The sequence below is a fragment of the Isosphaeraceae bacterium EP7 genome (assembly GCA_038400315.1).
Classification (GTDB): Bacteria; Planctomycetota; Planctomycetia; order Isosphaerales; family Isosphaeraceae; genus EP7.
Genome location: CP151667.1, coordinates 6528544 through 6551398 on the forward strand (window position 1 = coordinate 6528544; position 22855 = coordinate 6551398).

A 22855-nucleotide genomic window follows, 5' to 3' on the forward strand; every position below is an offset into this window, starting at 1 on the left:
CGAGCGAGTCATCGTTATTCGGACATCAAAAAGTCGAAACCGTCGTGTCGAGGTCCGCGGAACGCCTCGTGGCAGTTTCGACATCAATGGAAGGGCTTTTAGCACCCTCCCCGCCCGCCAGGCATGGGGGCGCGACGACAGTCCGTATCACTTCACATTAGAACGGGCACAGATGTTGTGTCGGCGAAATCCCGGCATCACGCCCAAATCGGTCGACCTCGTCGCCCCGCCAACGCAAACGGGCCGGCGGGGCGACAGGCGTGGGTCGCCCCGCCGGCCCGGCGAGGTTGCTTCGAGAGGCCCGTGGTGTTTCGGCCGGGTCGCTCAGACGCCCGCGGCAGCCTTCAGGGCCGCGAGGGCGGCGTCGTAATTCGGCTCCTGGGCGATCTCGGGCACGTACTCGGCGTAGGTCACTGTGTTCGACGGGTCGATCACGAAGATGGCCCGCGAGAGGATCGGGAACGGCAGGCCCTCGACCTCGACCCCGTAGTTCAGGCCGAAGCTGTGGTCGTGCACGTCGGACAGGTTCGTGATGTTGTCGATGCCCGCCTCGGCGCAGAACCGCTTCTGGGCGAACGGCAGGTCGAGGCTGACGGTGTACGCCGCGACGAAATCGCCCAGGGTCGCCAGTTCCTGCGCGAACCGCCTGGTCTGGATGCTACAGACCGGGGTGTCCAGCGACGGCACGACGCTCAGCAGCCGCGCCTTGTGCGGTGTCTCGCCCAGGGTCAGGACCGACAGGTCGGCGACGACACAGCGAAAGTCCGGGGCCCGGTCGCCCGGCTTCAGCTCCGGCCCGAGAAGGTCGAGTTCCTTGCCCTTCATCGTCACCGCTTTGAGTCGCTTCTCGGCCATTTTCGCGTCCTCTTCCTTGGATCAAGGGACAATCAAGACCGCGGCGCGGGCCGCGAAGCCCGCCGCACGCAACCGCCCCAGGCTATCGCCGCGAACCGGCCCGACGCAAGCCGGCCGGTGTGGACGCACGCCCCCCCCGGCCGGATAATTGCCCCGGAGCCCGCACGCCCCGAAGCAGGAGACGCACGTTGAGCATCGCCCGGACACTCGCCCTGATCCTGCCGCTGCTCGCCGCCGGAGCTGGCCCCGTCGAGGTCCGCCTGCCGCTGGACGACGGCCGTGAGCTGAACCTCCCCGCCCTGGTCCACGCCCTGGCCCGGGCCACCGGCCGCCCCGAGCGACCGCGAGGCGAGCCCGTGCTGCTCCCCATGGCCGGCCTGGCCGCCCCCCTGACCCGCGACCTGCTCAAAGACGGCCTCGGCCCGGGCACGACCGTCGAGGTCAACCCCACCGACCTGGTCGTCCGGGTCGACCGCTCGGTGCTTGAGCCATCGGCACTGGCCGCCTGGGACCGGCGGCTCGACGAGCTGGACGCCAGGGCCAAGCTCGAGGCCCACCGCAGGTCGCGCTACGGCCTGAAGGCACGCGGCTCGTACCGGCCGAACGACCCATTCCGGCCGACGATCTGCCTGATCCACGGCCTGAACTCGACGTCGGGAGTCTTCGTCCATATGTTCGCCCCCCTGGAGGCCTTGGGCTACGGGGTGGTGGTTTACGACTTCCCCTACAACCGCCGGATGGGCGAGTCGGGCGACGCCTTCCGCCGCGACTGGGCTGCCTTCCGCCGGGCCAAGGGGGAGAGCCGGCCCTGGTCGATCGTGACCCACTCGATGGGGGGCCTGCTCGCGCGATCCTACGTCGAGGGGAGCTCCTACGCCGGCGACGTCTCCGCGCTGCTGCTGATCGCCCCCCCGCACGGCGGATCGAGCCTGGCGGGCGCCCAGACCCTGCTGCAACTGCTCCAGGGGACGAAGGCCGTGCGGGCCCGCGAGGCCGGCCGGTCCGAGGCCCTGGCCAGGCTCTCCGACGGCCTGGGCGAGGCCGCCGCCGACCTGACGCCGGGCAGCCCATATCTGAAATCGCTCGACGCCGCGGGCCGCCGCGAAGGGGTGGCCTACTCGATCCTCGCCGGCGACGTCGGCCTGCTCTCGGCTCAGGGCCGGGCCCAGATCGAGGCGCAGGTGCGCGGGCTCGCCGGCACCGGCGGCCTGGCCTCGCTGCTGGCCCGCAGGGCGCTGGCCGAGCTGTCCCAGGCGCTCGACGAGCTGTCCGACGGCAAGGGGGACGGCTGCGTGGCGGTCGCCCGCACGCACCTGCCCGGCGTGGCCGACCACATCACCATGCACGCCAATCACGTCGAGCTGATCCGCGCCCCCCTGTTCCACCCCGATCCCGGCCCCGTCGCCTGCATGCCCTTCCTGCGCCAACGCCTGCCCAAACCCGGCCCCGCCGAGCCCCCGGCGCCCCGGTAGTCGACCCTTGGGCTTGGCCGGGCGTTCGGTTAACCTGTCGGTTCGACGAACGGCCGGCCCTCTTCCTCTCCGCCGGCCCGAATCAGGCATCAACGAGTAACGCCGGATCCCCCGCACCGAGAGGACCGCGCCGCCATGTCGCCAGAGCACTCCAGGGCCGCCGCCTTCACGGCCGAAGTCGCCGCCGACATCGACGCCTTCGGGCCGAACCAGCACAGCGTGGGTGGTCCAGGCTCGGGCGGCGGGCCGCTCGACTTCCTCCGCCAGCCCAAGGGGCTCTACGCCCTCTTCTTCACCGAGATGTGGGAACGCTTCAGCTTCTACCTGATGATCGCCCTGCTCTCGCTGTACCTGACCGAATCCCTGGGGTTTGCCGACGCGCGGGCCTCCGACGTCGCCACCTGGTACCTCTCGCTCGTCTACTTCACCCCGTTCCTGGGCGGGCTCATCGCCGACCGGCTCACCGGCTACGTGAAGGCCATCTTGATCGGCGGCACCCTGATGATGTTCGGCCACTTGGTGCTGGCCCTCGACACCAAGGAGTCGGCGTCGCACCCGTTCCTCTTCGCCGCGCTCGGCCTCCTGATCGCCGGCAACGGGATGTTCAAGCCGAACATCTCGACGATGGTGGGCAACCTCTATTCCAAGACCGACCCCAGGCGCGACCGGGGCTTCACCATCTTCTATATGGGCATCAACCTGGGTGCCTTCGTCGCCCCGCTCGCGGGGAACTTCCTGCGGACCCGGTCGGTCGACATCCTCAACACGTGGTTCGGCACCAAGCTCCCCGCCGACGCCGGTTGGCACATCGCCTTCGGATCGGCGGGCGTCGGGATGCTGCTCAGCCTGGCCACGTTCCTCGCCTTCAAGGGCCGCCTGAACGAGGGGAGGCCCGACGACGACGGTGGCTATCCCGACACGTCGGCCCCGGTGATCGAGACGCGCGGCGACCGTCGCCTGAAGCTGGCCCAGTGGTTCAACATGGGTGCCATCGGCCTGGCCCTGACCGTGCTGCTGGCCGGGCCCTCCCTGGGCCTGCCCGTCACGGTCATCCAGTTCGGCGCGGCCTGGCTGGTGATCGAGCTGGTCACCGTCGTGATGCTGCTCACCGGCGGCGACCGGATGTCGGCCGACGCGGCCAAGCTCAAGACGATCTTCGTGATCGTGGCGCTCTTCTGGATGGCCTTCCACCAGAACTCGGTGGCGCTCACCTTCTTCGTCCGCGACTATGTGCAGAGCAGCTGGGACACCGAGACATTCCAGTCGATCAACCCCCTCTGCATCCTCCTGTTCAGCCCCCTGATGGTCGCGCTCTGGTCGTACCTGGGGCCCCGCAAGCTCGAGCCCAGCTCCACCGGCAAGATGGCCATCGGCATGCTCATCACCGCCCTGGCCTACGGCGTGATGGTCGCCGCGGCGGGGCGGCTGGTCGGCCCGGGGGCCAAGGTAAGCGCCGGCTGGCTGGTCGGCTGCTATGCGCTCATCACCGTGGCTGAGCTGCTCGTCAGCCCCATCGGCCTGTCGCTCACGTCCAAGCTGGCGCCCGACCGTTATCGAGGGCTCTGGATGGGCTTCTGGTTCCTGGCCACGGCCGTCGGCAACAAGCTGGTGCACGTCGTCGGCGGATTCTGGGGCAAGTATCCCCCCGGCCAGCTCTTCACGGGCCTGGTCGTCTCGTCGGTCGCCGCGGCGTTGGCGCTGGTGGTCTCGCTGCAAGTGCTCAAGGCGTTCGAACCCAAGGACGGCCGGGCCTGATCGCGGACGGGGCCAGGACGACTCACACCCACACAGGACGACCGAACCCATGCGCCTGCTGATTGGCTTGCTGATGCTCACGGCCCTGGCCTCCCCCGCGCTGGCCGCCGGCCGGCCGATGACCGTCGACGACCTGCTCTCGGTGCGTGGGGTCTCCGACCCCCAGGTCTCCCCCGACGGCAAGTGGGTCGTCTACGTCGTCGGCGAGCTGGACCGCGAGGCCGACCGGACCAATAGCGACCTCTGGCTGGTCCCGGTCGAGGGGGGCCAACCGAAGCGACTGACCTGGTCGCCGGCGGCCGACTCGCACCCTCGCTGGAAGCCCGACGGCAAGGCCCTCGCCTTCACCTCGAACCGCTCCGGCACGTCGCAGATCTGGCTGCTGAACATCGACGGCGGCGAGGCCCGCCAGCTCACCAAGCTGGACGTCGACGCCTCCGGCCCGCTCTGGTCGCCCAAGGGGAACAAGCTCGCCTTCACCGCCGAGGTCTACCCCGCGACCAGCCCCGAGGAGACCGCCAAGAAGGACGAGCACAAGCTCGAGGCGGAGAGCAAGGTCCGGATTTATGACTCCCTGATGATCCGCCACTGGATGGCCTGGGACGAGGGGAAGCGCAGCCACCTGTTCGTCGCCGACGCCGCCACCGGCGAGGCCGTCGACCTGACGCCCAACCTCAGGGTCAACACCCCGCCGGCCCCCTTCGGCGGCTCGTCCGACTACGCCTGGTCGCCCGACGGCAAGGAACTGGCCTTCACCGCCGAGCCGGCCGTCAACCTGGCCTGGTCCACCAACACCGACATCTGGACCGTCGACGCGGAAGGGGGCGAGCCCAAGAACCGGACCGAGGCCAACGAGGGCGCCGACGCCCAGCCCGCCTACTCTCCCGACAGCAAGCACCTGGCCTACGTCAGCCAGGCCCGCGCCGGCTTCGAGGCCGACCTCTGGGTGCTCACCCTGCTCGATCGCAAGACCGGCAACATCACGAAACTGGGCACCTCGCTCGACCGCCCCATCTCGTCCTACGCCTGGCGCGGGGATGCGGAAATCATCGCCGCAATCGACGACGCCGGCCGCCCGTCGATCGTCTCGATCCCCATCGACGGCGAGCCGAAACGCCTCATCGTCGGCGGGACCAACTCCTCGGCCGTGCCGGTCCCCGGAGGCGGCCTCGTCTTCGTCCGGACCGACGCCGCCCGCCCCGCCGAGCTGTTCCGCTCCCGTGCCGACGGCACCGAGGTCGCTCGCCTGACCCATCACAATGATGAGCTGATCGCCAAGCTCGACGTCTCCCCGGCCGAGTCGTTCACCTTCAAGGGGGCCGACGGCGACGACGTCTCGGGCTGGCTCGTCCGCCCCCCGGGCTTCGACGCCTCGAAGAAATACCCGGTCCTGTTCCTCATCCACGGCGGCCCGCAGGGGGCCTGGCACGACGAGTGGCACGCTCGCTGGAATGATCAGATGTTCGCGTCGACCGGATTCGCCGTCGTCGCCATCAACCCGCGCGGCTCCACCGGCTACGGCCAGAAGTTCACCGACCAGATCAGCAAGGATTGGACCGGCCGCGTCTACGAGGACCTGATGAAGGGCCTCGACCACGCCATCCAGACTTATCCCTTCCTGGACGGCGAGAAGGTCGCGGCGGCCGGCGGCTCCTACGGCGGCTTCATGGTCAACTGGATCGCCGGCCACACCGACCGATTCAAGGCGCTCATCAGCCACGCCGGCGTCTTCGACCTGACCAGCAAGTACGGCACCACCGAGGAGCTCTGGTTCCCCGAGTGGGAATTCGGCGGCCCCCCCTGGGACGAGCCCGCCCGCTACCGCGAGCAATCGCCCAGCACCTACGTCAAGAACTTCAAGACCCCCACCCTCGTCATCCACGGGGCCCTCGACTTCCGCGTCCACGACGCCCAGGGCCTCGGCATGTTCACCTCCCTCCAGCGCATGCAAGTCCCCAGCCGCTACGTCTGGTTCCCCGACGAGGGCCACTGGATCCTCAAGCCCCAGAACCGCATCGTCTGGTGGCGCGAGATGCTAGGCTGGATCGAGAAGTATGCGAAGTAAGAGGTCGCGATAGGGGATGGTCCGACGGCCTGAGAGTGACGAGTCTTCGAATGAGAAAGGAGGTCGGACCATGCCATCACCGTTCCCAGGGATGGACCCCTATCTCGAAAACGAATCGCTCTGGGCCGACGTCCACAACACCTTCCTCGTCGCCTTGAAGGAACAACTCGTCCCCCAGATCGCGCCCCGATATATCGCCCTGCTCGAACGATACATCTTCGTCGAGGAATTGACGCCTCAACAACCCGCCCAGCGGTTGCGAGCCGACATCCTCATCAGCACCGGCGGGAGACACCAGCCAGGCATCGCCCTCCTCGAACCCGAAGCCACGATCCGGGTCAAGCACACGGAAGAAGAGGTCGAGCGCCTCGTCCATCTCGTCATCAGGAGCAACGGGGGAGGCGAGGTCGTCACGATCGTGGAATTGCTCAGCATGGCGAACAATCGCGAGAACCAGTCGCAATACCGGGCCAAACGCGCGACGATCTTCGACAGCCCGACTCATCTCGTCGAAATCGATCTCCTGAGGGGCGGCAGACCGATGCCCGACATGGATCGGCCGCAGTGCGACTATTCGGTCATGGTCAGCCGCGCGGGCCATCGGCCATCGGCCGGGTTCTGGCCGATCGGGCTGAAGGATCGGCTCCCCTCAATCCCCATCCCCCTCTCCCGCGCGACTCCCGACGCCCACGTCGACCTCCAGGCGATCCTCGACCACGTCTATGACGCGTCGGGATATGGCGCGTTTATCTATCGAGATGAGCCCGATCCCCCACTCTCGGCCGAATACGCCGAATGGGCGCGGGCCTTCGTCCCGGCGGCCCGCAGACACGTTGACCTTGAACCGACCAACGCACCCAAGGCCCAAGCATGTCGACCTTCGCCTCATCGCCCCGCCCCATCGCCGAAGTCGCGGCCGACCTCGGCATCTCGCCCGATCACCTGGAGCCCTACGGGCGCGACAAGGCCAAGGTGCGTCTTGAAGCGTTGGACTCGCCCCCGGGGCCTCCGGGCAAGCTCATCCTCGTCTCGGCCATCACCCCCACGCCGGCCGGCGAGGGGAAGACCACCACGTCGATCGGCCTGGCCCAGGGGATGCGGGCCATCGGCCGGGGCGCCGTGCTGGCGCTGCGGCAGCCGTCGATGGGGCCGGTCTTCGGCCGCAAGGGGGGAGCCACCGGCGGCGGGGCCAGCCGGCTCACTCCCAGCGATCAGATCAACCTGCAATTCACCGGCGACTTCCACGCCATCACCGCCGCGCACAACCTGCTGGCCGCCGCCATCGACAATCGCCTCCACTTCGGCGACACCAAGCTCGACCCGCTCTCGGTGTCGTGGAAGCGGGCCCTGGACATGAACGACCGCTCCCTGCGCAGGATCGTCATCGGCCTGGGAGGCAAGTCCGGCGGCATCCCGCGCGAGAGCGGATTCGACATCACCGCCGCAAGCGAGGTCATGGCCATCCTCTGCCTGGCCAACTCGCCGGCCGATCTCAGGACGAGGCTCGACCGCATCCTCGTCGGCTTCGACACCGACGGCGGGCCGGTCCAGGCCAAGTCGATCGGCGTCACCGGCTCGATGGCGGCCATCCTCAAGGACGCGCTGCTGCCCAACCTGGTCCAGTCGCGGGAGGGGACCCCTGCGTTCGTGCACGGCGGCCCGTTCGCCAACATCGCGCACGGCTGCAACTCGGTGCTGGCCACCAGGATGGCCCTGGCGCACGGCGAATTCGCCATCACCGAGGCCGGATTCGCCTTCGACCTGGGCGCCGAGAAGTTCTTCGACATCAAGTGCCGATCCGCCGGCCTGAACCCCGCCGCCGTCGTCATCGTCGCCACCATCCGGGCCCTCAAGATGCACGGCGGGGTCGCCCTGGACGCCCTGACGCAGGAGAACCCGGGCGCCGTCGCCCTCGGCCTTGAGAACCTCACCGCGCACCTGGACGCCGCGGCCAACTTCGGCAAGCCGGTCGTCGTCGCCATCAACAAATTCTCGACCGACACCGCCGACGAGGTCAACGTCGTCGTCCACCACTGCCACACCAGGGGCATCCCCTGCGAAGTGGCCGACGTCTTCGGCCAGGGAGGCCAGGGCGCCCTGAAACTCGCCGAGACGGTCGCCGCGGTCGCCGACGCGTCCGAGTCCCCCTTCCAGCCGCTCTACTCGCTCGACGCCACCACGGAGCAGAAGATCGAGCTCATCGCGCGGTCGATCTACGGCGCCAAGGACGTCGCCTTCTCCAACGTCGCGTCGGCCAAGATCCGCAAGGCACGCCGCCTGGGCTACGGCAAGCTCCCCGTCTGCATGGCCAAGACGCAGGACTCGCTGTCCGACAACCCCAAGCTCCGCAACCGCCCGCGCGACTTCACGCTGACGGTGCGCGACCTCGAATTCTCGATCGGCGCCGGCTTCCTCGTCGCCCTCACCGGCGAGATCGTGCGCATGCCCGGCCTCCCCGAGCGACCCGCCGCCGAACGCATCGACGTCGACGAGGCGGGCAACATCCTCAACCTCTCCTGAGCACCCGCGTCAGGGCGCGGATCGGCCGATCAGGGCGATGGCCTGGCTTGCGAGGCGGAACTCTGGGTCCACCTCGCAGGCCAGGGAGGCGCAGCGGAAGAGATTCGCGATCGCGAGGAGCTGGTCGAAGTCGGCCGGCGACGCGTCGCCTTCGCCCGAGCTGAGCATCGCCAGCAGGGCGGCCCGCTGGGTCCCGGCCAGCCGCACCAGCGCCTCCAGGTCGACGCAGGCGAACGTCTGCGACTTCGGGGAATACTTCGCCCGGATCTCGGCCAGCCGAGACGTCAGACCGGGCCGATCGCCGAGGCTGATGACCGCGGCGACCGCGTCGGGCGACGTCCCCAGCGCGATCAAGGCCTCTCCGACCGCGTAGGTGAACGGCCCGGGGCTTCCCGCCACGCTCGTGGCCTTCACGCCGTCGATCGTCCGATCCTCGATCGTCCAGCGTGCCTCGCGCCGGTCCTTGTCCAGCGAGACCAGGGCCAGCAGTGTGCGTAAGGCGTTGTCCACCGCCTCGCCGACCCCGTCCCGGTTGTCCATCGACATCGTGAGCACCACCGGTGGCCGGGCCGAGGCCCCCTCGCCGGGTGCCCCCAAAAACGCCAGCACGTTGGGCCCAAGCCGGGGCAGCACCGCGCCCATCGGGTCGCGGCCCAGCAGCAGCCCACGCGCGGCCACCAGGAAGTTCCGATGCATCCAGACGTCCTCGGCGGGCTGGAAGGGGGCGATCCCCCGCAGCAATGAGGCGAGGTCGACGTGCATCGCGGCCATCGCCAGCGCACCGGCGGGAACCCGCTTGACCAGGGCCTCGACATCCCCTTCGCGGGCCACCCAGGTCTTGATCCAGGGATCGAGCTTGCCGGCATCGAGCGTCTCGCGGACGTGCAGCTTCAACCCTTCGTCGAATTCGAGCGTCGCCGCCGCGTAGCGAACGGCCGCGAGGACCCGGCTCACAAGCTGGGCACCCGGATCGTTGGCCTGCGTCTCGGCATCGGCGGCCTGATCGGCGATCCGCTCGACGAAGCGAGGGTCGACGAACAGGCTCGCCAGCCCATGTTTCGGCAGCTCGCGCCGGATCTCGTCGACCCGGGGATCGCCCGCCAGGCCGGCCGCATCGGCACGCCGTTCGAGCAATCCGACGATGATCGCCTCCGAATTCGACCAGGCGAAGATGTCTCCCGGCAGGATCGCGTACGCATCGGACTGCTTCGATCGCCGGACCCAGTACGGCTGGCCGCCCGCGTCGCGGCGGTCGACCCCTTGGAGCTGCCCTGACTTCTGCTCGGACTCGTTGATGGCGGCGATCGTCGCGTCCAGCAGGGCGCGGTCGCGGGCCCTCAATAGCAGCAGACCTCGCACGTCGGCGGCGGGCGCCCCCGGGTCGAGCCTGAGGCAGAGGACCACCGCGTCGCCCAGCAGGTCGTCGCGCAGACGCGTGAAACTGGCCTTGAACGCCAGCTCGATGTCGCGCCCGGCCTTGGCAAGCTGGGCACGCCCCTCGGCGTCGAGCCAGGCCCGAACCGCGGGAAGCTGGACCAGGTCGGCCACCAGCTTCGAGTCGAGAATCGCCCGGGCGTGGCCCCGCAGGTCTTCCACCACCAGGGTCGCGCCGGCATCGGCGGGCACCAGCTTCAGCAACGCATCGGCGGGCTCTTCGCCCCGCGCCAGGCCCGCCGTCAGGCCGAAGACCAGGGCCAGGATCATCGGCCCGGCCTCGCGTCGGATCGCCGCAATCCTCATGCTCAACGCTCCCCTACCCGCCGCCGAAACAAAGGCCAGATCACGCCATCCGCCAGGTCCTCAGCCGCTCCGCCCGCCCCGACCGGCCAGCGGCTCGGCGGCGTCGGGCGGCTGCATCAGGAGGAACCCGAACGCCTTCCTCGCCGTGCCTGAGATCGGCACCAGGCCCGCGCCCACGCGGTCGGCCATCGCCCGCAGTCGGCCGGGGGCCGGGGTCGGGTCAATCTGAACCTGCGGCATCAGGTCGGGCGTCTCGGCGGCGAGCGGCGCCGCGAGGCCGAACATCGCCCGGCCCAGCCGGCCGGCCGGCGCCGAGGTCATCCGCGCCAGCCCGAGCGTCGCCCCCGTCGCCTCCGCCAGGGCATCATCGAGCGACGAGTTCGTCGCGGCCACGACAGGAGGGACCTCCTCCACTCGCCCCGGTCGAGTCAGCGTCCAGGCCACCGCCGAAGCCGCGACGATCGAGGCGGCCAGTGCCAGCCGCACCAGGGGCCGTTCCCAGATCCGCAACCTCGGCCGATTCCAGCCCTCGACGACCCGATCGGTTAGCCCGACGGGAACGTCCGGACGCGACGCCCAGAGCGTGATCGCCCGCTCGAGCGTCCGCATCCGTTCGTGCCGGGGTCGGCACTCGGCGCATGCCTCGGCGTGCGCCTCCAGGTCGGGCGACGGGGCCGCCACGGCCTCCCCATCCCCGCGCAGGGCGTCGAGCCGCCGGGCCCACCGCTGTTCGAAGTCGTGACAGGTCATGAACGTCTCCCGCCGACCATCCGGGGCTCACGAGCAATGCACGCCGCGGCGCCCGAGATCCTCGGCCAGCTCGGAACGCGCCCGGTGCAGCCAGGTCTTGATCGTACCGACGGGCCGGCCCACCGCCCTCGCGATTTCATCATAGGGAAGGCCTTGTTCATGATAGAGGGCGAAGACCGTCCGGTACTCGGGACGCAGCCTGCCGAGCGCCCTGGCCAGCTCGCCGGCCAGGTCCTCGGGGTCGGACAGCCCCGGCCGGTGGTCGACCGGGTCGTCCAGCACCTCGACCGAGGGTTGCGCGCGACCCCTGCGGGCGAGCGCGGTCCGGCAGCGGTTGGCGGCGATGCCCAGCAGCCAGGGGCGCAGGGAACGCTCCCCGTCAAAGCCCGGCAGACCCCGCAGGGCGCGCACGAACGACTCCTGGGCCACGTCCTCGGCATCCTGCCTGTGATGCAGCATCCGGAAGCAGAGGCCGAAGATCAGGCCGCCGAATCGCTCGATCAGCACGCGAGGGGCGTGCGGATCGCCGCTGCGCAGCGCCTCGACCAGAGCCCGGTCATCCATCAGCCTGGCCCGTCCCTGCCGTCAACAACGCGGGCCGCCGACCACTCTCGGGGTCGATTCAGACGGAGTTACCCCGCCAACGGGGTCCGCGTTTCATCCATTCGGCGGACGTCGACGGAAATTTTCCCGGTCCCCTCCCTTTGATCCTATTCAGACGCCGAGTGCGCCATCCGCAAAACCAGAGGAACGTCGACGCCCAGGCCAGTCGACCTCGGCCATCAGGGCTCGATCTCGACGTCGATGTACTTGCTGCCATTCAATTTGAATTCCAGGTCGGTCCGATACGGCTGCAGCTTGTCGAGGTTCTTTTGCTCGTAGATCCCGTAGAAATCTTTCTCGATCGCTTTCCTGGTCGCCCACAAGCCAACGGGATCGATGCCTTTTTCCCGGAAGGCCTCGCCGTAGTTTCTCCGGGTCTTGATGCGCCGGGCCAGGTCCACCAGCAATGCAGAGCTCGGGATCGGCGCGTAAAACTCGCGCTCCGTCGAGACGATCGCATGTGCGGTCGGCTCCTCGCCCTCCTTGGGGAGCGGCAGGAGGACGTCGAGGATCTGAGTGACGCTCCGGGTGCCGGCGGCCACCGGCTTGCCCTCCGACGGCGGCGTGGCGTTGATGCTGCCGTGGTGGCCGATCTTCAAGAAGTCCACGGGCTTGCTCAGGAGCTTGTCGTGCTGCTTTTCCCACATGACGTTCCAACTGCCGTTCTGTTTCCCTTCCTTGAACTCGCCATCGCACTCGGCGTCCCCGACGAACAGGAGACGCCTCGTCTTCCACTCGATCAGGAGCACCACGCTCATGTTGTTCTGGATTTTGGTGTCTTTCTCGGCGAACGCCAGGCCGTTGGAGAGTAGGCGCGACCGCAGGAGGCGGAAGTCGGAGGCGCTGACGTTCCTCGGCAGGGCGTCGGCCACCGATCCGGGTTGCTCCTTCAAGCTCTTCCCGACACTTGCAAACCCCTTCAAGCTCGAGTCGGCGTCCTCGCCCAGGTAGTAATGGTCGATGTCTTTCTCGGGAGCCAGGACATGGAGGACCGGGTCGCCGGCCTTCAGCCCCAGGTCGATCGAACTCATCCCGGCGTGGACGAATCGAGGCTTGATCCCGTTCGCCTCCGGCAGGGTTTTCATCAGAAGCTCGTCGGCCACGTTGTTGGAGACGCCATAGAGCGACGCCAACAACTCCAGTTCCGGGCTCGACGCCAACCCCTGGGTGGAGATCTCGCCGATTGCCCTGGTGGCGGCATCGTGGAGTTCCCGAACGGAACCGGCCTGGGGATGCTCCGGGTCCATCACGGCGCTCAACCAGATGTTCTTCACCTCGATATTCTTGAACCAGGCGGGGTCGAATCCCTTGATATGATCCTCGTGCCGGTGCGTCGCGACGATCAGGTCGAGGCGTTTCTTCCCGGGGCCATCGCCCGCGGGGAGCAAGTTGGCGCTCAAGTGGTCCACGGCCTCCTTGAGCAGCACGGTGTCGCCCTTCTTGCCGCAATCGATGAGGATGTGAAAGCCGTCGCCGTCATTTGGGACGCGGACATAAATACAATCCCCGCAGCCGACGTTGTACATACGAACTAGCAGCTTAGCTCCCATGGCCGGCCCCCCGCGTCTTCTTCCTGGATCTGAGCATCTTCGGAAAGGTGTAAGTGCGGCGACCGGCGAAACGTGACCGCGCCATCAAGGCGCTCGGCCACGAGGGGCGGCATCCTCGTCCCCAGGAATCCTTTCTCGGTGCCGATGGCGACACCGACACGGCCGGCGGCGATCTGGGCGGCGATCTCCTTGAGGAACGAATCGCGGCGATGCCTCCCTTCCTCGGCGGAGGCCTTCCAGTTTTCCGCGATTTTCCCACGCCTGCCCGGCCTGCCGAAGTCGAGCGTGCCCGGCTTCCTGGCCCAGGCCAGGACGTTGCCGTTGTCGTCGATGACCAGCGTGCCCCCGCAGAGCATGGTCGTCATCCGCCCGTTGAATTCGCCGAACTCGGGCCCGTCAAGCGGAACATCCTCGCGCCAGATGTATTCCAGGATGATCTGGCGGGGTAGGCGCACGCCCTGCCGGTTGCTCTTGTTGGCGTCGTAGAGGTCGGCGACGACGAAATCCTGGAACGCCGGGATCAGAAGGTCTTCCCGGTTGTCGTCGAGGAACCGGTAGGCCGCCGCGCGCGATCTCGAAATCTCGTCGACATCGTGGTAGACGGTCAGCCTCAGCGATTCATACAAGTAACGCGAGGTCGTCAGCATCTCCACGTCGCCGTCGTCGAAGATCTCGCGGTCGCGAAAGACCTTGATCATCATGCCGAGATACCCGTTCGGGTCGACCGGGTTTGCGAGCTGCTGCGACCGGCAGACGGCCAGCGCGTAGTCCCGGAAGGTGGCGTCTACCGGGGGGAGTAAGTCGAGCGGTTGCACCGCCACCCGCTGCATCCGCTGGGCGGCGAAGGCGAGCACCTGGCTGGCAGACTTCACCCTCTGGGGGCGCCCGGCGGATTCGTTCTCGTTGTCCTCGTCGGGATCATTCTTGTAACTCTTGATGAATTCGCGAAGCAGGTCGAACATGGCCCCCGTCATCACCTGAGAGACGCGGTGCGTGCTCGTCATCCCCTTCACGTCCGACATCTTGTCTTCGTTCAGCGCGGAGCGCAGGTAGGGAGTCCCGTTCACGGCCTCGCCGAACTGCCTGGCGATCGACGCCAGAATCTCCTCGGTTTTCGCCTCCCCGCCGGCCCCCTTGGTGAGCTGCTCGCGGAAGTGGTTGTTACGCAAGCTCAGCAAGATCGCCGTCAAATCGCCCATGAACTCGTGGAATGCCCCGGTCTCGACCCGGGTGCTCTCGTTGTAATAGGGCCGGACGCCGTCGAGCACGGCGTGGCCGAACTCGTGGTTGACGATGTCAGTCGAGAGGCAGGTGAAGACGGTCCCGTGTTCACTCGTGAAATAGTAGAATTGAAGGGACTTGCTCTGGCGGTCGTAGAAGGCATTCTGCCCGTAACCGGCGTGGGGGACGACCATCAGGCGGTTGCCCTCGAACGCCCATGGGATCCGCCGACCCAGCCCGTCTGCGTCCTCGAAGAACTCCAGGGCCCGTTGCAGCACGGCCCAGACGCTAACTTGATGGAATTGAACGACATCGACGGACTCGCGGGTTAGCGCCTTGCCGCCGCTCGTGAACCTCTGATTCGGCTCATCCCACTCGGCCGGGGGTGCGAGATGCCCGGTGTCGGCGTTGAAGTCCACGACCGCGAAGCGGGCGCTCGTGGGGCCGTCGGTCAGGCCGGGCTCCCATTCGACCTGGAGTTCTTCATCGAAGGCGAGCAGGGGGTTGGCTTTCGCGACCGCAGGGTCCTTGAAGTAAGTCAGGAACGGGATCTTCAGCTTGCACGCTTTCTTGACATCCGTCGACAGGTAGCGTGCCGCCGAATAGAGGCTAACCCGTTCCCGGGGCGAGAGCTTGATGCCGTCAACGCCGGTTCGCCGGGGAACTTTGACTTTGGCGACTGGAATTTCGGAGCCGTTGGCTCCGGGCGGCTTGGGCCCGACCGCTTCGGGCCCGGGCGTTCGCGGCTTCTTCTTTGCCACGGAAGGGTTCCAGGGTCGGAGGACAATTCGAGGCGACGGCGAACGGTCTGGATCCGAACGCCCTCGATTATCAAATGACATGTTCCCATCGTCAATGAACCCGTATCGAGCGGCTTGCCGAGATCACAGACTATTCGACTTTCGCGTTCTCGATCCCTCTCGCGAGAATCCTGGAGGGACTCGGGATCCTGGGGCGATCTCGGAGGGCCTCGTACTCCAAAAAACCCGCCACCAGGAAGGCTCAAGCCCCGCGAAGAACCTCCGTTAACAATTCCGTGAGGTCGTCCGGATGAGTGCTCCCCGACCCGATACGCCTAGCATGGCCTAAGCTCAATTTTCCAAAGAGTTCTTCCAGGTCGTCGATCTTCACCGCCCGCCGGGCTTGGAATGGCACGACTCCATGTCGGGCATTGCAGCGTCGGCAATGGGCGTGCAGAGCCGCACTCTCGGCGGGCGGAGGGCTCGCTGAGGTTGCCCCGCCCGGATCGCGCGGTCGATCGGCGTCTGCAGATCGGGAAGGAGGCCGGCATCCGGGGCCGATGCCAAGGGGAGGGCGACCTGACAAGGAAGGCCCGTCACGGCAACGGCGACCTGGCCGAGGGTGATCGATTTCCCTGACCCGACGCCGCCCGGTGCGGAGGGATGGCGATCGCTCCGAGAATTGTCGGGAGGGCGGCAGTCGAAGCGGACCCAGGGCCAGCGCGTTCCGCCGCACGCCCGCGGATGATCACCGATCGCTCATGCAGCCTCCATCGAGGCTGCCCCGTTGGCGCAATGAAAGACGCCGGGCGTCCCCCCGGCCACAGGGGGTTCGCCCGGCGTCTTCAAGTCTTCAAGATGCGCGGCCGAACCGCGTGCCTGGACCGGGGAGATCGGCGCGGGCGGGTGCCCGCGTCGGCTTTCGGTCCGCAAACTCGCTCAGGGACGGGCCGCCGCCATGTCGGTCCGCTCTTCGGCGGACGTCTCGTGGAACGGGCGGCCCAGTAGCTCGAGCCCCTCTTCAAGTTGCAGGGCAATCTCATGAAGCTCGGGCGAATCGATCCGCCAGGCGATCTCGGCCAGCTCCATGGGCGTCATGTCCGCCAGGTTCTGGCCCGTCCGCTCCAGCTCCGACTCCAGCCGGAGCATCGTCTCGACCATCTCGGAGTGGGTCTCGGCCGATCCGCCGTACAGCAGGCATTGGTCGCCCGTGCTGAGGCGTTGCTGGCTGTCATCGCCATCGAAGCCGAGCCCGATGATCGTGGCGCGGATCCGCCTTGATCCGCCACCGGGTTGCATCGTCATATCGATGAAGGCCTTTCGCGAGGGGTTACCGAAGTTGGCCGCGACGGGCCGCCGCCCGCCGCGTCACACCCCATGGATCGGCTAAGGGGTGCCCCCGAGACTACTCCCCCGCGGGCCGAATCCGGGCACCCCTCCTCGCCCCCCCGGCACCTTGCTTACGACCCGCTCAGGCATTCCCTCGCCACACTCCGCGCAACTTTGTACGCAAGTCGAACGGAGATCGCGCGGGCCTCCATCTGTTCCTCGCTATAGAGGCGGGTCTCGCTGGTCGGCAATCCCGCCAGGGAGAGGGTCAGCGGCATCAACTCCAGGAATTGCTTGTACTTCTGCTGAAGATCGGCCGCGGCAATCGGTTGGTCGGACATGGTCCAGGCTCCTCGTCGACGGTCAAATCCGCAACGGCCGCGCGGGGGTTTGCCCACCCCGCGACGCGGCCAGGGCGGCCGCGCCCCGGCCGGATCGCGCGTCCGGCCCGTGTGCCCGTCAGAGTATCTCGCGCGCCGAGGGCCAGGCAAGCACCCACCCGCCTCGAGTTCTCGGGGCCCCCGCCGGGATTGATCTTCCCGATGGCGCAATGCGACTCATCGTCAGAGTCGGGCACGCTCGCCCTCATCGCCCAGGGGGCGACTCGGCCGGGCTCGATTCCCGGGTCGGCCCGGGCGGCTATGGGTTCACCCCGGCCCCCGGCAGTAAGATGGGCGTCCGGCATCGGCCCTCCACCCGCGTCGGCGGCGAAGCCCTCAGCCCCGACGCGCCCTGGACCCTCGCACACCCGGCGGCCCCACCCCCGAGAGACCACCCGTCATGATCGAACGCCGACTATTCCCCATCCTCCTGACCCTGGCCGCCTGCCTGCCGCAGGCCCGGCCCTCGATCGCCGCGGACCGCCCCGCCGCCGAGATCGTCGCCGACTACGACAAGGCGACCTTCCCCAAACGCGACCCGGACAAGACCGACGAGGCATCCAATGATGCCTACGAGAAAAGTTACTTCGCCGTCGAGGTGCGCCGCGCCGAGCTCGCCCTGGAACTCCTCAAGGCCGACCCGGACAACGTCCGCCTCCCCAGGATGCTCCTCTCCCGCTGGGCCAGGTTCGTGATGGACCCGAAAAACGCCGCCCGCACCGGCGCCGAGATCGACGAGGCACTCCCCCATTTCAAGGACAAGAAGCAGGCCCGCGAGGCCTCCTACCTGAAGGCGATCACCTCCATCGTCGCCAACGGCAAGGACACCGACGTCGCACTCGCCGCGGTCGACGATTTCATCAAGAAGGACCCCAAGGACCAGCGCGGCGCCGTGCTCCTTTACGGCCTCTTCGATCGGGCCGAGGCCACCGACGCCAAGCGCAAGATCCTCGAGCGGATGACGGCCGACTTCCCCGACTCCTCCGCCACCAGGATGGTCAAGTCGTCGCTCCAGCTCCTCGACATGGTCGGCAAGCCCCTCGACCTCAAGTTCGACGAGGCCATCACGGGCCACCCCGTCTCCATCAAGGGTCTCAAGGGCAAGGTCGTCGTCCTCGACTTCTGGGCAACCTGGTGCGGCCCCTGCATCGCCGAGATGCCCAAGATGAAGGAGCTCTACGCCAAGTACAAGGACCAGGGGGTCGAGTTCATCGGCGTCAGCCTGGACAGCCCCAAGGACGAAGGCGGGCTCGACAAGCTCAAGGAGTTCGTCGCCGACAAGCAGATCCCATGGCCCCAGTACTACCAGGGCAACGGCTGGGAGAGCGAGTTCTCCCAGAAGATGGGCATCTCCGCCATCCCCCAGATCTACCTCGTCGACGCCGAGGGCAACCTCGCCAACGTCGACGCGCGCGGCAAGCTCGAGACTCTGATCCCCGAGTATCTCGCCAAGGCCAAGACGCCCTGACCCACACCGCCCGACGATCGCCATCCCGCAGCAGGTCCGCCACGCCTAAAGTGCGGCGGACCTGCGACCGACGCCGTTCAGTCGTCCTCGGGCTCGCCCACCTTCCCCTCGGGCGAGACCCTCACCTCGACCTCCTTCTTGGCCGCCGTCGTCAGCTCGACCTCATAGGCCTTCTTCTCCTCGCCCCCCTCGAACGTGACGACCTGCTCGGCCTTCTCGATCGTCGAGCCGGGGTACTTCGCCAGCAACGCCGCGGTCACGGCTTTGGGCAAGTCCTTCGCCGCCACCTCGGTCTCGACCTCCAGGATCGTCCCGTCGGCCTTCAGCGCCACCTCGACCGACTTCTCCCCGTCCTTCAACTCGACCTCGTAGCTCACCTTGCCATCCTCAGTCTCCTTCTCGGCCTCGACGATCTCGGCCTTAGGGAACGCCTTCTTCAACGAGTCCATGACCGCCCTGGGCACGTCCTTCAGAGCCACCTTCTCCTCATCGGCCCGCGCCCCCGAGATCGGGGCTAGCAGGCCGGCCAGGGCGATTGCGCGGGCGAATTTCGCGATTTTCATCGGATCGACTCCGTCGGTGTCCAACGCCGTCGAGGCCGCCGCCCTCACCCGGGCGACTCTCAGCCCCGCGTCTAACGCACCCTACCAGGCCTTCATTAAGCCACTGTGAGGCGGGGATAAGTTCGAGCTTATCCCCGCCTCGGACCCCGCTCAGGGCCAGCCCGTAGGATCCTCCGGGGGTAGCGAGCCGATCGGCCTGGTACTCCGGCCGCCGCCCTCCCGATCGAGGACGCCACGCCCGGGGCGCGCAATTCGGGGCCGGGTCGCCCCCCGGCGACCGGGCCCCTTCCGGCTCACGAGCCCCCCATCACGCGTGTCAGATCGTCTGATCGCCGCCGAACGACGTCCGCCCCTTGGTGTGATGCTCCTTGTCGAAGATCGTCGCCAGGGCCCGCTCCAGCTTCTCCGTGGCCCCGTCCACGGCCTCCCGCACCGACGCCGCCTGATGGCTCGCGGCAATCGGCGGCCGCCCCGCCACCCGTGCCTCCATCAAGCAACGCTTATCATCGGCGGGCCCCTTCGGCCCATTCACGTCCGCGAGGTGGACCTCCACCCGCGTAATCTCGCTGCCGAACCGCTCCAGCCCCGTCTCCAACTCGTCCCTGATCTCCGCGAACAGGGCGTCGCTGCCGTTGATATGATTGTCCGTGTTCACAATGACTTGCATGACCAACGCACCTTTCGCTCGACCATCCAACAGACCAAAGGCATCCTCTGGCGGGTCCCGCCCGTGCGGGACGCCACCAACCCTCAATCCTATGCGACCCCCGTGCCCAAGGCCAGTCCGGGGGGATAAGTGGTCGCCCCTCGCGACGGGCCGACTAGGTATTTACGGCATCGGCGACGCAATCCGAAGTTCCTGAGCCGGAACCAACTGCCCCGCCATCAATTTCGCCCGGGTCAACGCCTCGATTTCCCGGTCAAGCTCCCACATCCAATCGACATCAACATCCCAGGGCAAGATCCTGTAAACTTGAAAATGCTTCCGTAGACAACAAAATTTCACGGCAAGGACAAGAGTGTGTTTTTGCAGGAGGATGGCAATGTTGGGGAAACTGCGAGAGCTGTTAACATCGTGCGATGCTTTTGATTCACCTTTTCAACAAAAAATATCATCGCGTTTGGTCTTATTCCCAACAGATGGTTTCTTGCTGACTCAACGGCAGTTTGAGGCACTCAGCGTTGCTTCGAGCCTTTCAGGCGACACAACAGGATACTGCGTAATCACGGAAGGTCTTGACCTATCCGAGGAGGAAGTCCCGAACTACCACGAGTTCAGCTTCCGGGATTATGCCGGTTATCGCGGGCTCCGAGATTCGGGCTGTATATTACAGGAAAACGTGCTTCTATCGAATTGTGGTTCCTGGGTTGTGCTGATCTCTCAGGAGTTTCATGCGCTGCTTGGATGTCCAGATATACTCATGACTGAATTCCTCCGTTCATACCCAGAGGGATGTACGGAGTTCGATCGATTCGTCGAAACCTGGAAAGCTAACGCTGCACGGATCGGTTCGGACATTTCATGGCTGTCAAACTTCCGTGCTCATATGCATTCACATAATCCTGAGTAATCATATCGAATTGGCATGGGGGCATCGGCGACTGATAACCCAGCACGAGCGCCAAGCCCGAGACGAATCCGGCCGCGAGAACCTTGAGTTTGGTTAGGAGTTACGCAGTTGACCGTCAGCGGGACGAATTGGCCGTGAACCTGGGAGATCTGCGTAGGGTGGGCACCGCCCACCAGGAGTGAGCCCCCGCGGTGGGCGGTGCCCACCCTACGGGAATTGCTCAAATTGCCAGCCGTCTGGCCCGGTCTTGGGCTAACTGCGTCACTCCTATTTGGTGATGAGCATGGACCTGAGGACTCCTTCCGTCAGTGAGAGGACACCGGTCGGGACCGACCCGGCCAGCTTGCCCGCCGCGGCGAACCGCGTCACGGCGTCGACCGTGGTGCCCGAAAGCTTGGAGAGCGAACACGTCAGATCGGGGAAGAGGACCGGGGAAACGCCGGCCAGGCCGCGTCGGGTGAGACGCCCCTTGAGCCGCTCACGCCCGCGAGCCCGCCAGGTCTTGACCGTCCTCACCGACCGCCCGAGTCGATGCGCGACCTCCTCGCAGGTCTGGCCTTCCAGGTCGCACAGGACGATGGGCACGCGATAGCGCTCCGGCAGGCGGTCGAGTTCCTCGTGGAGGATGGCCGACCGCTCGTCCCGGTCGTCGCCCGGCCATTCGTCGGGCTTCGCACCCCGCATCATCAGGGCCCTGCTCCGGCCCTCTCGGGCCCTGTGAGGTCGTCGCCCCTCGCGACGGGCCGATGCGACATTTACGGCACCAGCGGCGCAACCAGACGTCCCCGAGCCGGGGCCGGCTGCCCCGCCATCAATTTCGCCCGGGTCAACGCCTCGATTTCCCGCTCAAGCTCCCTCATCAATTGCCTGACGTGCTCGGCCTGGTGCTCGAGACTCCGAACGGGTTCCGCGACGGCTTCTCCCCCGGCCGCGCCGGGCACCTCTCGCCTCATGAGATGTCCCCCGACGATCCGCTCCTCCACCTCGATAAGGAGCTTCTCCTCCGCCTCCTGAAGGTGGCCTTGGTCGAGAAACTTCCGGAGCTGCCGGAGGCGATCCTCGACCTGGCCCTGGACCTCTGGCGTGTGGTTCACGATCAGGCTGATGCTCAGGAAGAACGGCTTGATCGTGCCGACTTTCTGATTCCCGACGTCGCCTGGCTCCTGCACAACGCCGTTCTCGTCCATGATCTGCCACGTCCCCGGCGCCACGGAGGAGGTGATCAGCTCGATGATCGGGCCCAGGTCGACCGAGGCGCCATTCTTGTTGCGCCCCCCGTCAATGCCGGGGCGAGACAGGACCGGATGGATCACGTCGCCGACGTAATAGTTCCTCGTGATGATCTCGGTCGCCCCGGCTTCCACGCCCCGCGTCGCAGACCGAGAGGCCCGCGGCGTCGGCCCCTGATAACCCAGCACGACCGCCGAGCCCGAGACGAATCCGGCCGCGAGCACGACCGCCGCGAGAACCTTGAGTTTGGTGATGAGCATGGACCTGAGGACTCCTTCCGTCAGTGAGAGGACACCGGTCGGGACCGACCCGGCCAGCTTGCCCGCCGCGGCGAACCGCGTCACGGCGTCGACCGTGGTGCCCGAAAGCTTGGAGAGCGAACACGTCAGATCGGGGAAGAGGACCGGGGAAACGCCGGCCAGGCCGCGTCGGGTGAGACGCCCCTTGAGCCGCTCACGCCCGCGAGCCCGCCAGGTCTTGACCGTCCTCACCGACCGCCCGAGTCGATGCGCGACCTCCTCGCAGGTCTGGCCTTCCAGGTCGCACAGGACGATGGGCACGCGATAGCGCTCCGGCAGGCGGTCGAGTTCCTCGTGGAGGATGGCCGACCGCTCGTCCCGGTCGTCGCCCGGCCATTCGTCGGGCTTCGCACCCCGCATCATCAGGGCCCTGCTCCGGCCCTCTCGGGCCCTGAGCTTCCCCGCCGCGCGGCAGGCCACCCGATGCAGCCAGGGGCCCAACGAATCGCGGACCCAGGGCGTCCGGCCGCCGCGAGCCAGCACCAGGAAGGTCGCCTGGAAGGCGTCCATGGCCTCGTGCTCGTCGCGGAGCAGGCCCCGACAGGTGCGCAGGACCATCGGGCCGTGCCGCTCCACCAGGGCCGCGAAGGCCTGGTCGCCCCCCTCGTCGCGTCGGTCCGCGAACCGTTCCAGGAGCTGACCGTCCGTCAGGCCCCCCAACGTCCCGACCTGGAACAGCGTCGTCAGCACTCGCGAGGACGTCCCGCCGGGCGTCAGGCTCACCGCTCGGCCCTCCCTTTGATC

17 protein-coding genes and 1 pseudogene are annotated in these 22855 nt (G+C 67.2%); 6 read left to right on the forward strand and 12 right to left on the reverse strand.

Features of this window, described 5'->3' with window-relative positions:
* Positions 1-324: 324 nt before the first annotated feature.
* On the reverse strand, positions 325-855 hold the full coding sequence (tpx, locus tag EP7_RS25750) for a thiol peroxidase (protein ID WP_463525111.1): 531 nt from the start codon (positions 853-855) through the stop codon (positions 325-327).
* A gap of 188 nt (positions 856-1043) precedes the next feature.
* On the opposite strand from tpx, the gene EP7_RS25755 reads away from it, so the two are divergent.
* The 5 genes and pseudogenes from EP7_RS25755 (at position 1044) to EP7_RS25775 (ending at position 8667) form a co-directional block, all read left to right on the forward strand.
* Positions 1044-2327 (forward strand): esterase/lipase family protein, encoded by a 1284-nt coding sequence (locus EP7_RS25755; RefSeq protein ID WP_463525112.1) that lies wholly within the window; start codon positions 1044-1046, stop codon positions 2325-2327.
* 135 nt (positions 2328-2462) lie between these two features.
* Positions 2463-4082, forward strand: a complete 1620-nt coding sequence (locus tag EP7_RS25760) for a peptide MFS transporter (RefSeq protein ID WP_463525113.1) — start codon at positions 2463-2465, stop codon at positions 4080-4082.
* Positions 4083-4131: 49 nt separating this feature from the next.
* Positions 4132-6147: a dipeptidyl-peptidase 5 gene (locus EP7_RS25765; protein WP_463525114.1), complete on the forward strand. Its 2016-nt coding sequence runs from the start codon at positions 4132-4134 to the stop codon at positions 6145-6147.
* Positions 6148-6238: 91 nt separating this feature from the next.
* Positions 6239-6892 (forward strand): annotated as a pseudogene (locus EP7_RS25770) (DUF4058 family protein); the annotation flags it as partial.
* Between the two features lie 125 nt (positions 6893-7017).
* Positions 7018-8667 carry a formate--tetrahydrofolate ligase gene (locus EP7_RS25775; RefSeq protein ID WP_463525115.1) on the forward strand — a complete coding sequence of 550 codons (1650 nt, stop codon included), beginning with the start codon at positions 7018-7020 and terminating at the stop codon, positions 8665-8667.
* A 9-nt stretch (positions 8668-8676) separates the two neighbouring features.
* Here EP7_RS25775 and EP7_RS25780 read toward each other — a convergent pair whose 3' ends face one another.
* From EP7_RS25780 to EP7_RS25810, 7 genes are all read right to left on the reverse strand, one after another.
* Positions 8677-10407 carry a hypothetical protein gene (locus EP7_RS25780; protein WP_463525116.1) on the reverse strand — a complete coding sequence of 577 codons (1731 nt, stop codon included), beginning with the start codon at positions 10405-10407 and terminating at the stop codon, positions 8677-8679.
* A 60-nt stretch (positions 10408-10467) separates the two neighbouring features.
* Positions 10468-11157: an anti-sigma factor gene (locus EP7_RS25785; RefSeq protein WP_463525117.1), complete on the reverse strand. Its 690-nt coding sequence runs from the start codon at positions 11155-11157 to the stop codon at positions 10468-10470.
* Positions 11158-11184: 27 nt separating this feature from the next.
* Positions 11185-11721: an RNA polymerase sigma factor gene (locus tag EP7_RS25790; RefSeq protein WP_463525118.1), complete on the reverse strand. Its 537-nt coding sequence runs from the start codon at positions 11719-11721 to the stop codon at positions 11185-11187.
* 218 nt (positions 11722-11939) lie between these two features.
* Positions 11940-13310, reverse strand: coding sequence for a ComEC/Rec2 family competence protein (locus EP7_RS25795; RefSeq protein WP_463525119.1), 1371 nt, complete (start codon positions 13308-13310; stop codon positions 11940-11942).
* Positions 13292-15292 (reverse strand): gluzincin family metallopeptidase, encoded by a 2001-nt coding sequence (locus EP7_RS25800; RefSeq protein ID WP_463525120.1) that lies wholly within the window; start codon positions 15290-15292, stop codon positions 13292-13294. Before EP7_RS25800 ends, EP7_RS25795 begins: the two co-directional genes overlap by 19 nt.
* A 918-nt stretch (positions 15293-16210) precedes the next feature.
* Positions 16211-16576: a hypothetical protein gene (locus tag EP7_RS25805; RefSeq protein WP_463525121.1), complete on the reverse strand. Its 366-nt coding sequence runs from the start codon at positions 16574-16576 to the stop codon at positions 16211-16213.
* Positions 16577-16731: 155 nt separating this feature from the next.
* On the reverse strand, positions 16732-16941 hold the full coding sequence (locus EP7_RS25810; protein ID WP_463525122.1) for a hypothetical protein: 210 nt from the start codon (positions 16939-16941) through the stop codon (positions 16732-16734).
* A 439-nt stretch (positions 16942-17380) separates the two neighbouring features.
* Between EP7_RS25810 and EP7_RS25815 the strand changes: the two genes are divergently transcribed.
* Entirely contained in the window at positions 17381-18448 is a 1068-nt protein-coding gene (locus EP7_RS25815) for a TlpA family protein disulfide reductase (RefSeq protein ID WP_463525123.1), read from the forward strand.
* 77 nt (positions 18449-18525) lie between these two features.
* Here EP7_RS25815 and EP7_RS25820 read toward each other — a convergent pair whose 3' ends face one another.
* The 4 genes from EP7_RS25820 to EP7_RS25835 form a co-directional block, all read right to left on the reverse strand.
* Positions 18526-19011, reverse strand: coding sequence for a PepSY-like domain-containing protein (locus EP7_RS25820; RefSeq protein WP_463525124.1), 486 nt, complete (start codon positions 19009-19011; stop codon positions 18526-18528).
* 316 nt (positions 19012-19327) lie between these two features.
* Positions 19328-19678 carry an HPF/RaiA family ribosome-associated protein gene (locus EP7_RS25825; protein WP_463525125.1) on the reverse strand — a complete coding sequence of 117 codons (351 nt, stop codon included), beginning with the start codon at positions 19676-19678 and terminating at the stop codon, positions 19328-19330.
* Between the two features lie 1171 nt (positions 19679-20849).
* A complete protein-coding gene (locus EP7_RS25830; RefSeq protein ID WP_463525126.1) occupies positions 20850-21269 on the reverse strand; it encodes an RNA polymerase sigma factor in 420 nt (139 codons plus the stop codon).
* 68 nt (positions 21270-21337) lie between these two features.
* A complete protein-coding gene (locus EP7_RS25835; protein WP_463525127.1) occupies positions 21338-22834 on the reverse strand; it encodes an RNA polymerase sigma factor in 1497 nt (498 codons plus the stop codon).
* Between the last annotated feature and the right edge of the window lie 21 nt (positions 22835-22855).

Bases quoted from the DNA above. Each gene is read 5' to 3' on its own strand.
- EP7_RS25760 (WP_463525113.1), top strand. From the start codon at position 2,463: ATGTCGCCAGAGCACTCCAGGGCCGCCGCCTTCACGGCCGAAGTCGCC.
- EP7_RS25805 (WP_463525121.1), bottom strand. From the start codon at position 16,576: ATGACGATGCAACCCGGTGGCGGATCAAGGCGGATCCGCGCCACGATC.
- EP7_RS25795 (WP_463525119.1), bottom strand. From the start codon at position 13,310: ATGGGAGCTAAGCTGCTAGTTCGTATGTACAACGTCGGCTGCGGGGAT.
- EP7_RS25780 (WP_463525116.1), bottom strand. From the start codon at position 10,407: ATGAGGATTGCGGCGATCCGACGCGAGGCCGGGCCGATGATCCTGGCC.
- EP7_RS25785 (WP_463525117.1), bottom strand. From the start codon at position 11,157: ATGACCTGTCACGACTTCGAACAGCGGTGGGCCCGGCGGCTCGACGCC.
- EP7_RS25825 (WP_463525125.1), bottom strand. From the start codon at position 19,678: ATGCAAGTCATTGTGAACACGGACAATCATATCAACGGCAGCGACGCC.
- EP7_RS25830 (WP_463525126.1), bottom strand. From the start codon at position 21,269: ATGATGCGGGGTGCGAAGCCCGACGAATGGCCGGGCGACGACCGGGAC.
- tpx (WP_463525111.1), bottom strand. From the start codon at position 855: ATGGCCGAGAAGCGACTCAAAGCGGTGACGATGAAGGGCAAGGAACTC.
- EP7_RS25810 (WP_463525122.1), bottom strand. From the start codon at position 16,941: ATGTCCGACCAACCGATTGCCGCGGCCGATCTTCAGCAGAAGTACAAG.
- EP7_RS25775 (WP_463525115.1), top strand. From the start codon at position 7,018: ATGTCGACCTTCGCCTCATCGCCCCGCCCCATCGCCGAAGTCGCGGCC.
- EP7_RS25765 (WP_463525114.1), top strand. From the start codon at position 4,132: ATGCGCCTGCTGATTGGCTTGCTGATGCTCACGGCCCTGGCCTCCCCC.
- EP7_RS25820 (WP_463525124.1), bottom strand. From the start codon at position 19,011: ATGAAAATCGCGAAATTCGCCCGCGCAATCGCCCTGGCCGGCCTGCTA.
- EP7_RS25815 (WP_463525123.1), top strand. From the start codon at position 17,381: ATGATCGAACGCCGACTATTCCCCATCCTCCTGACCCTGGCCGCCTGC.
- EP7_RS25790 (WP_463525118.1), bottom strand. From the start codon at position 11,721: ATGGATGACCGGGCTCTGGTCGAGGCGCTGCGCAGCGGCGATCCGCAC.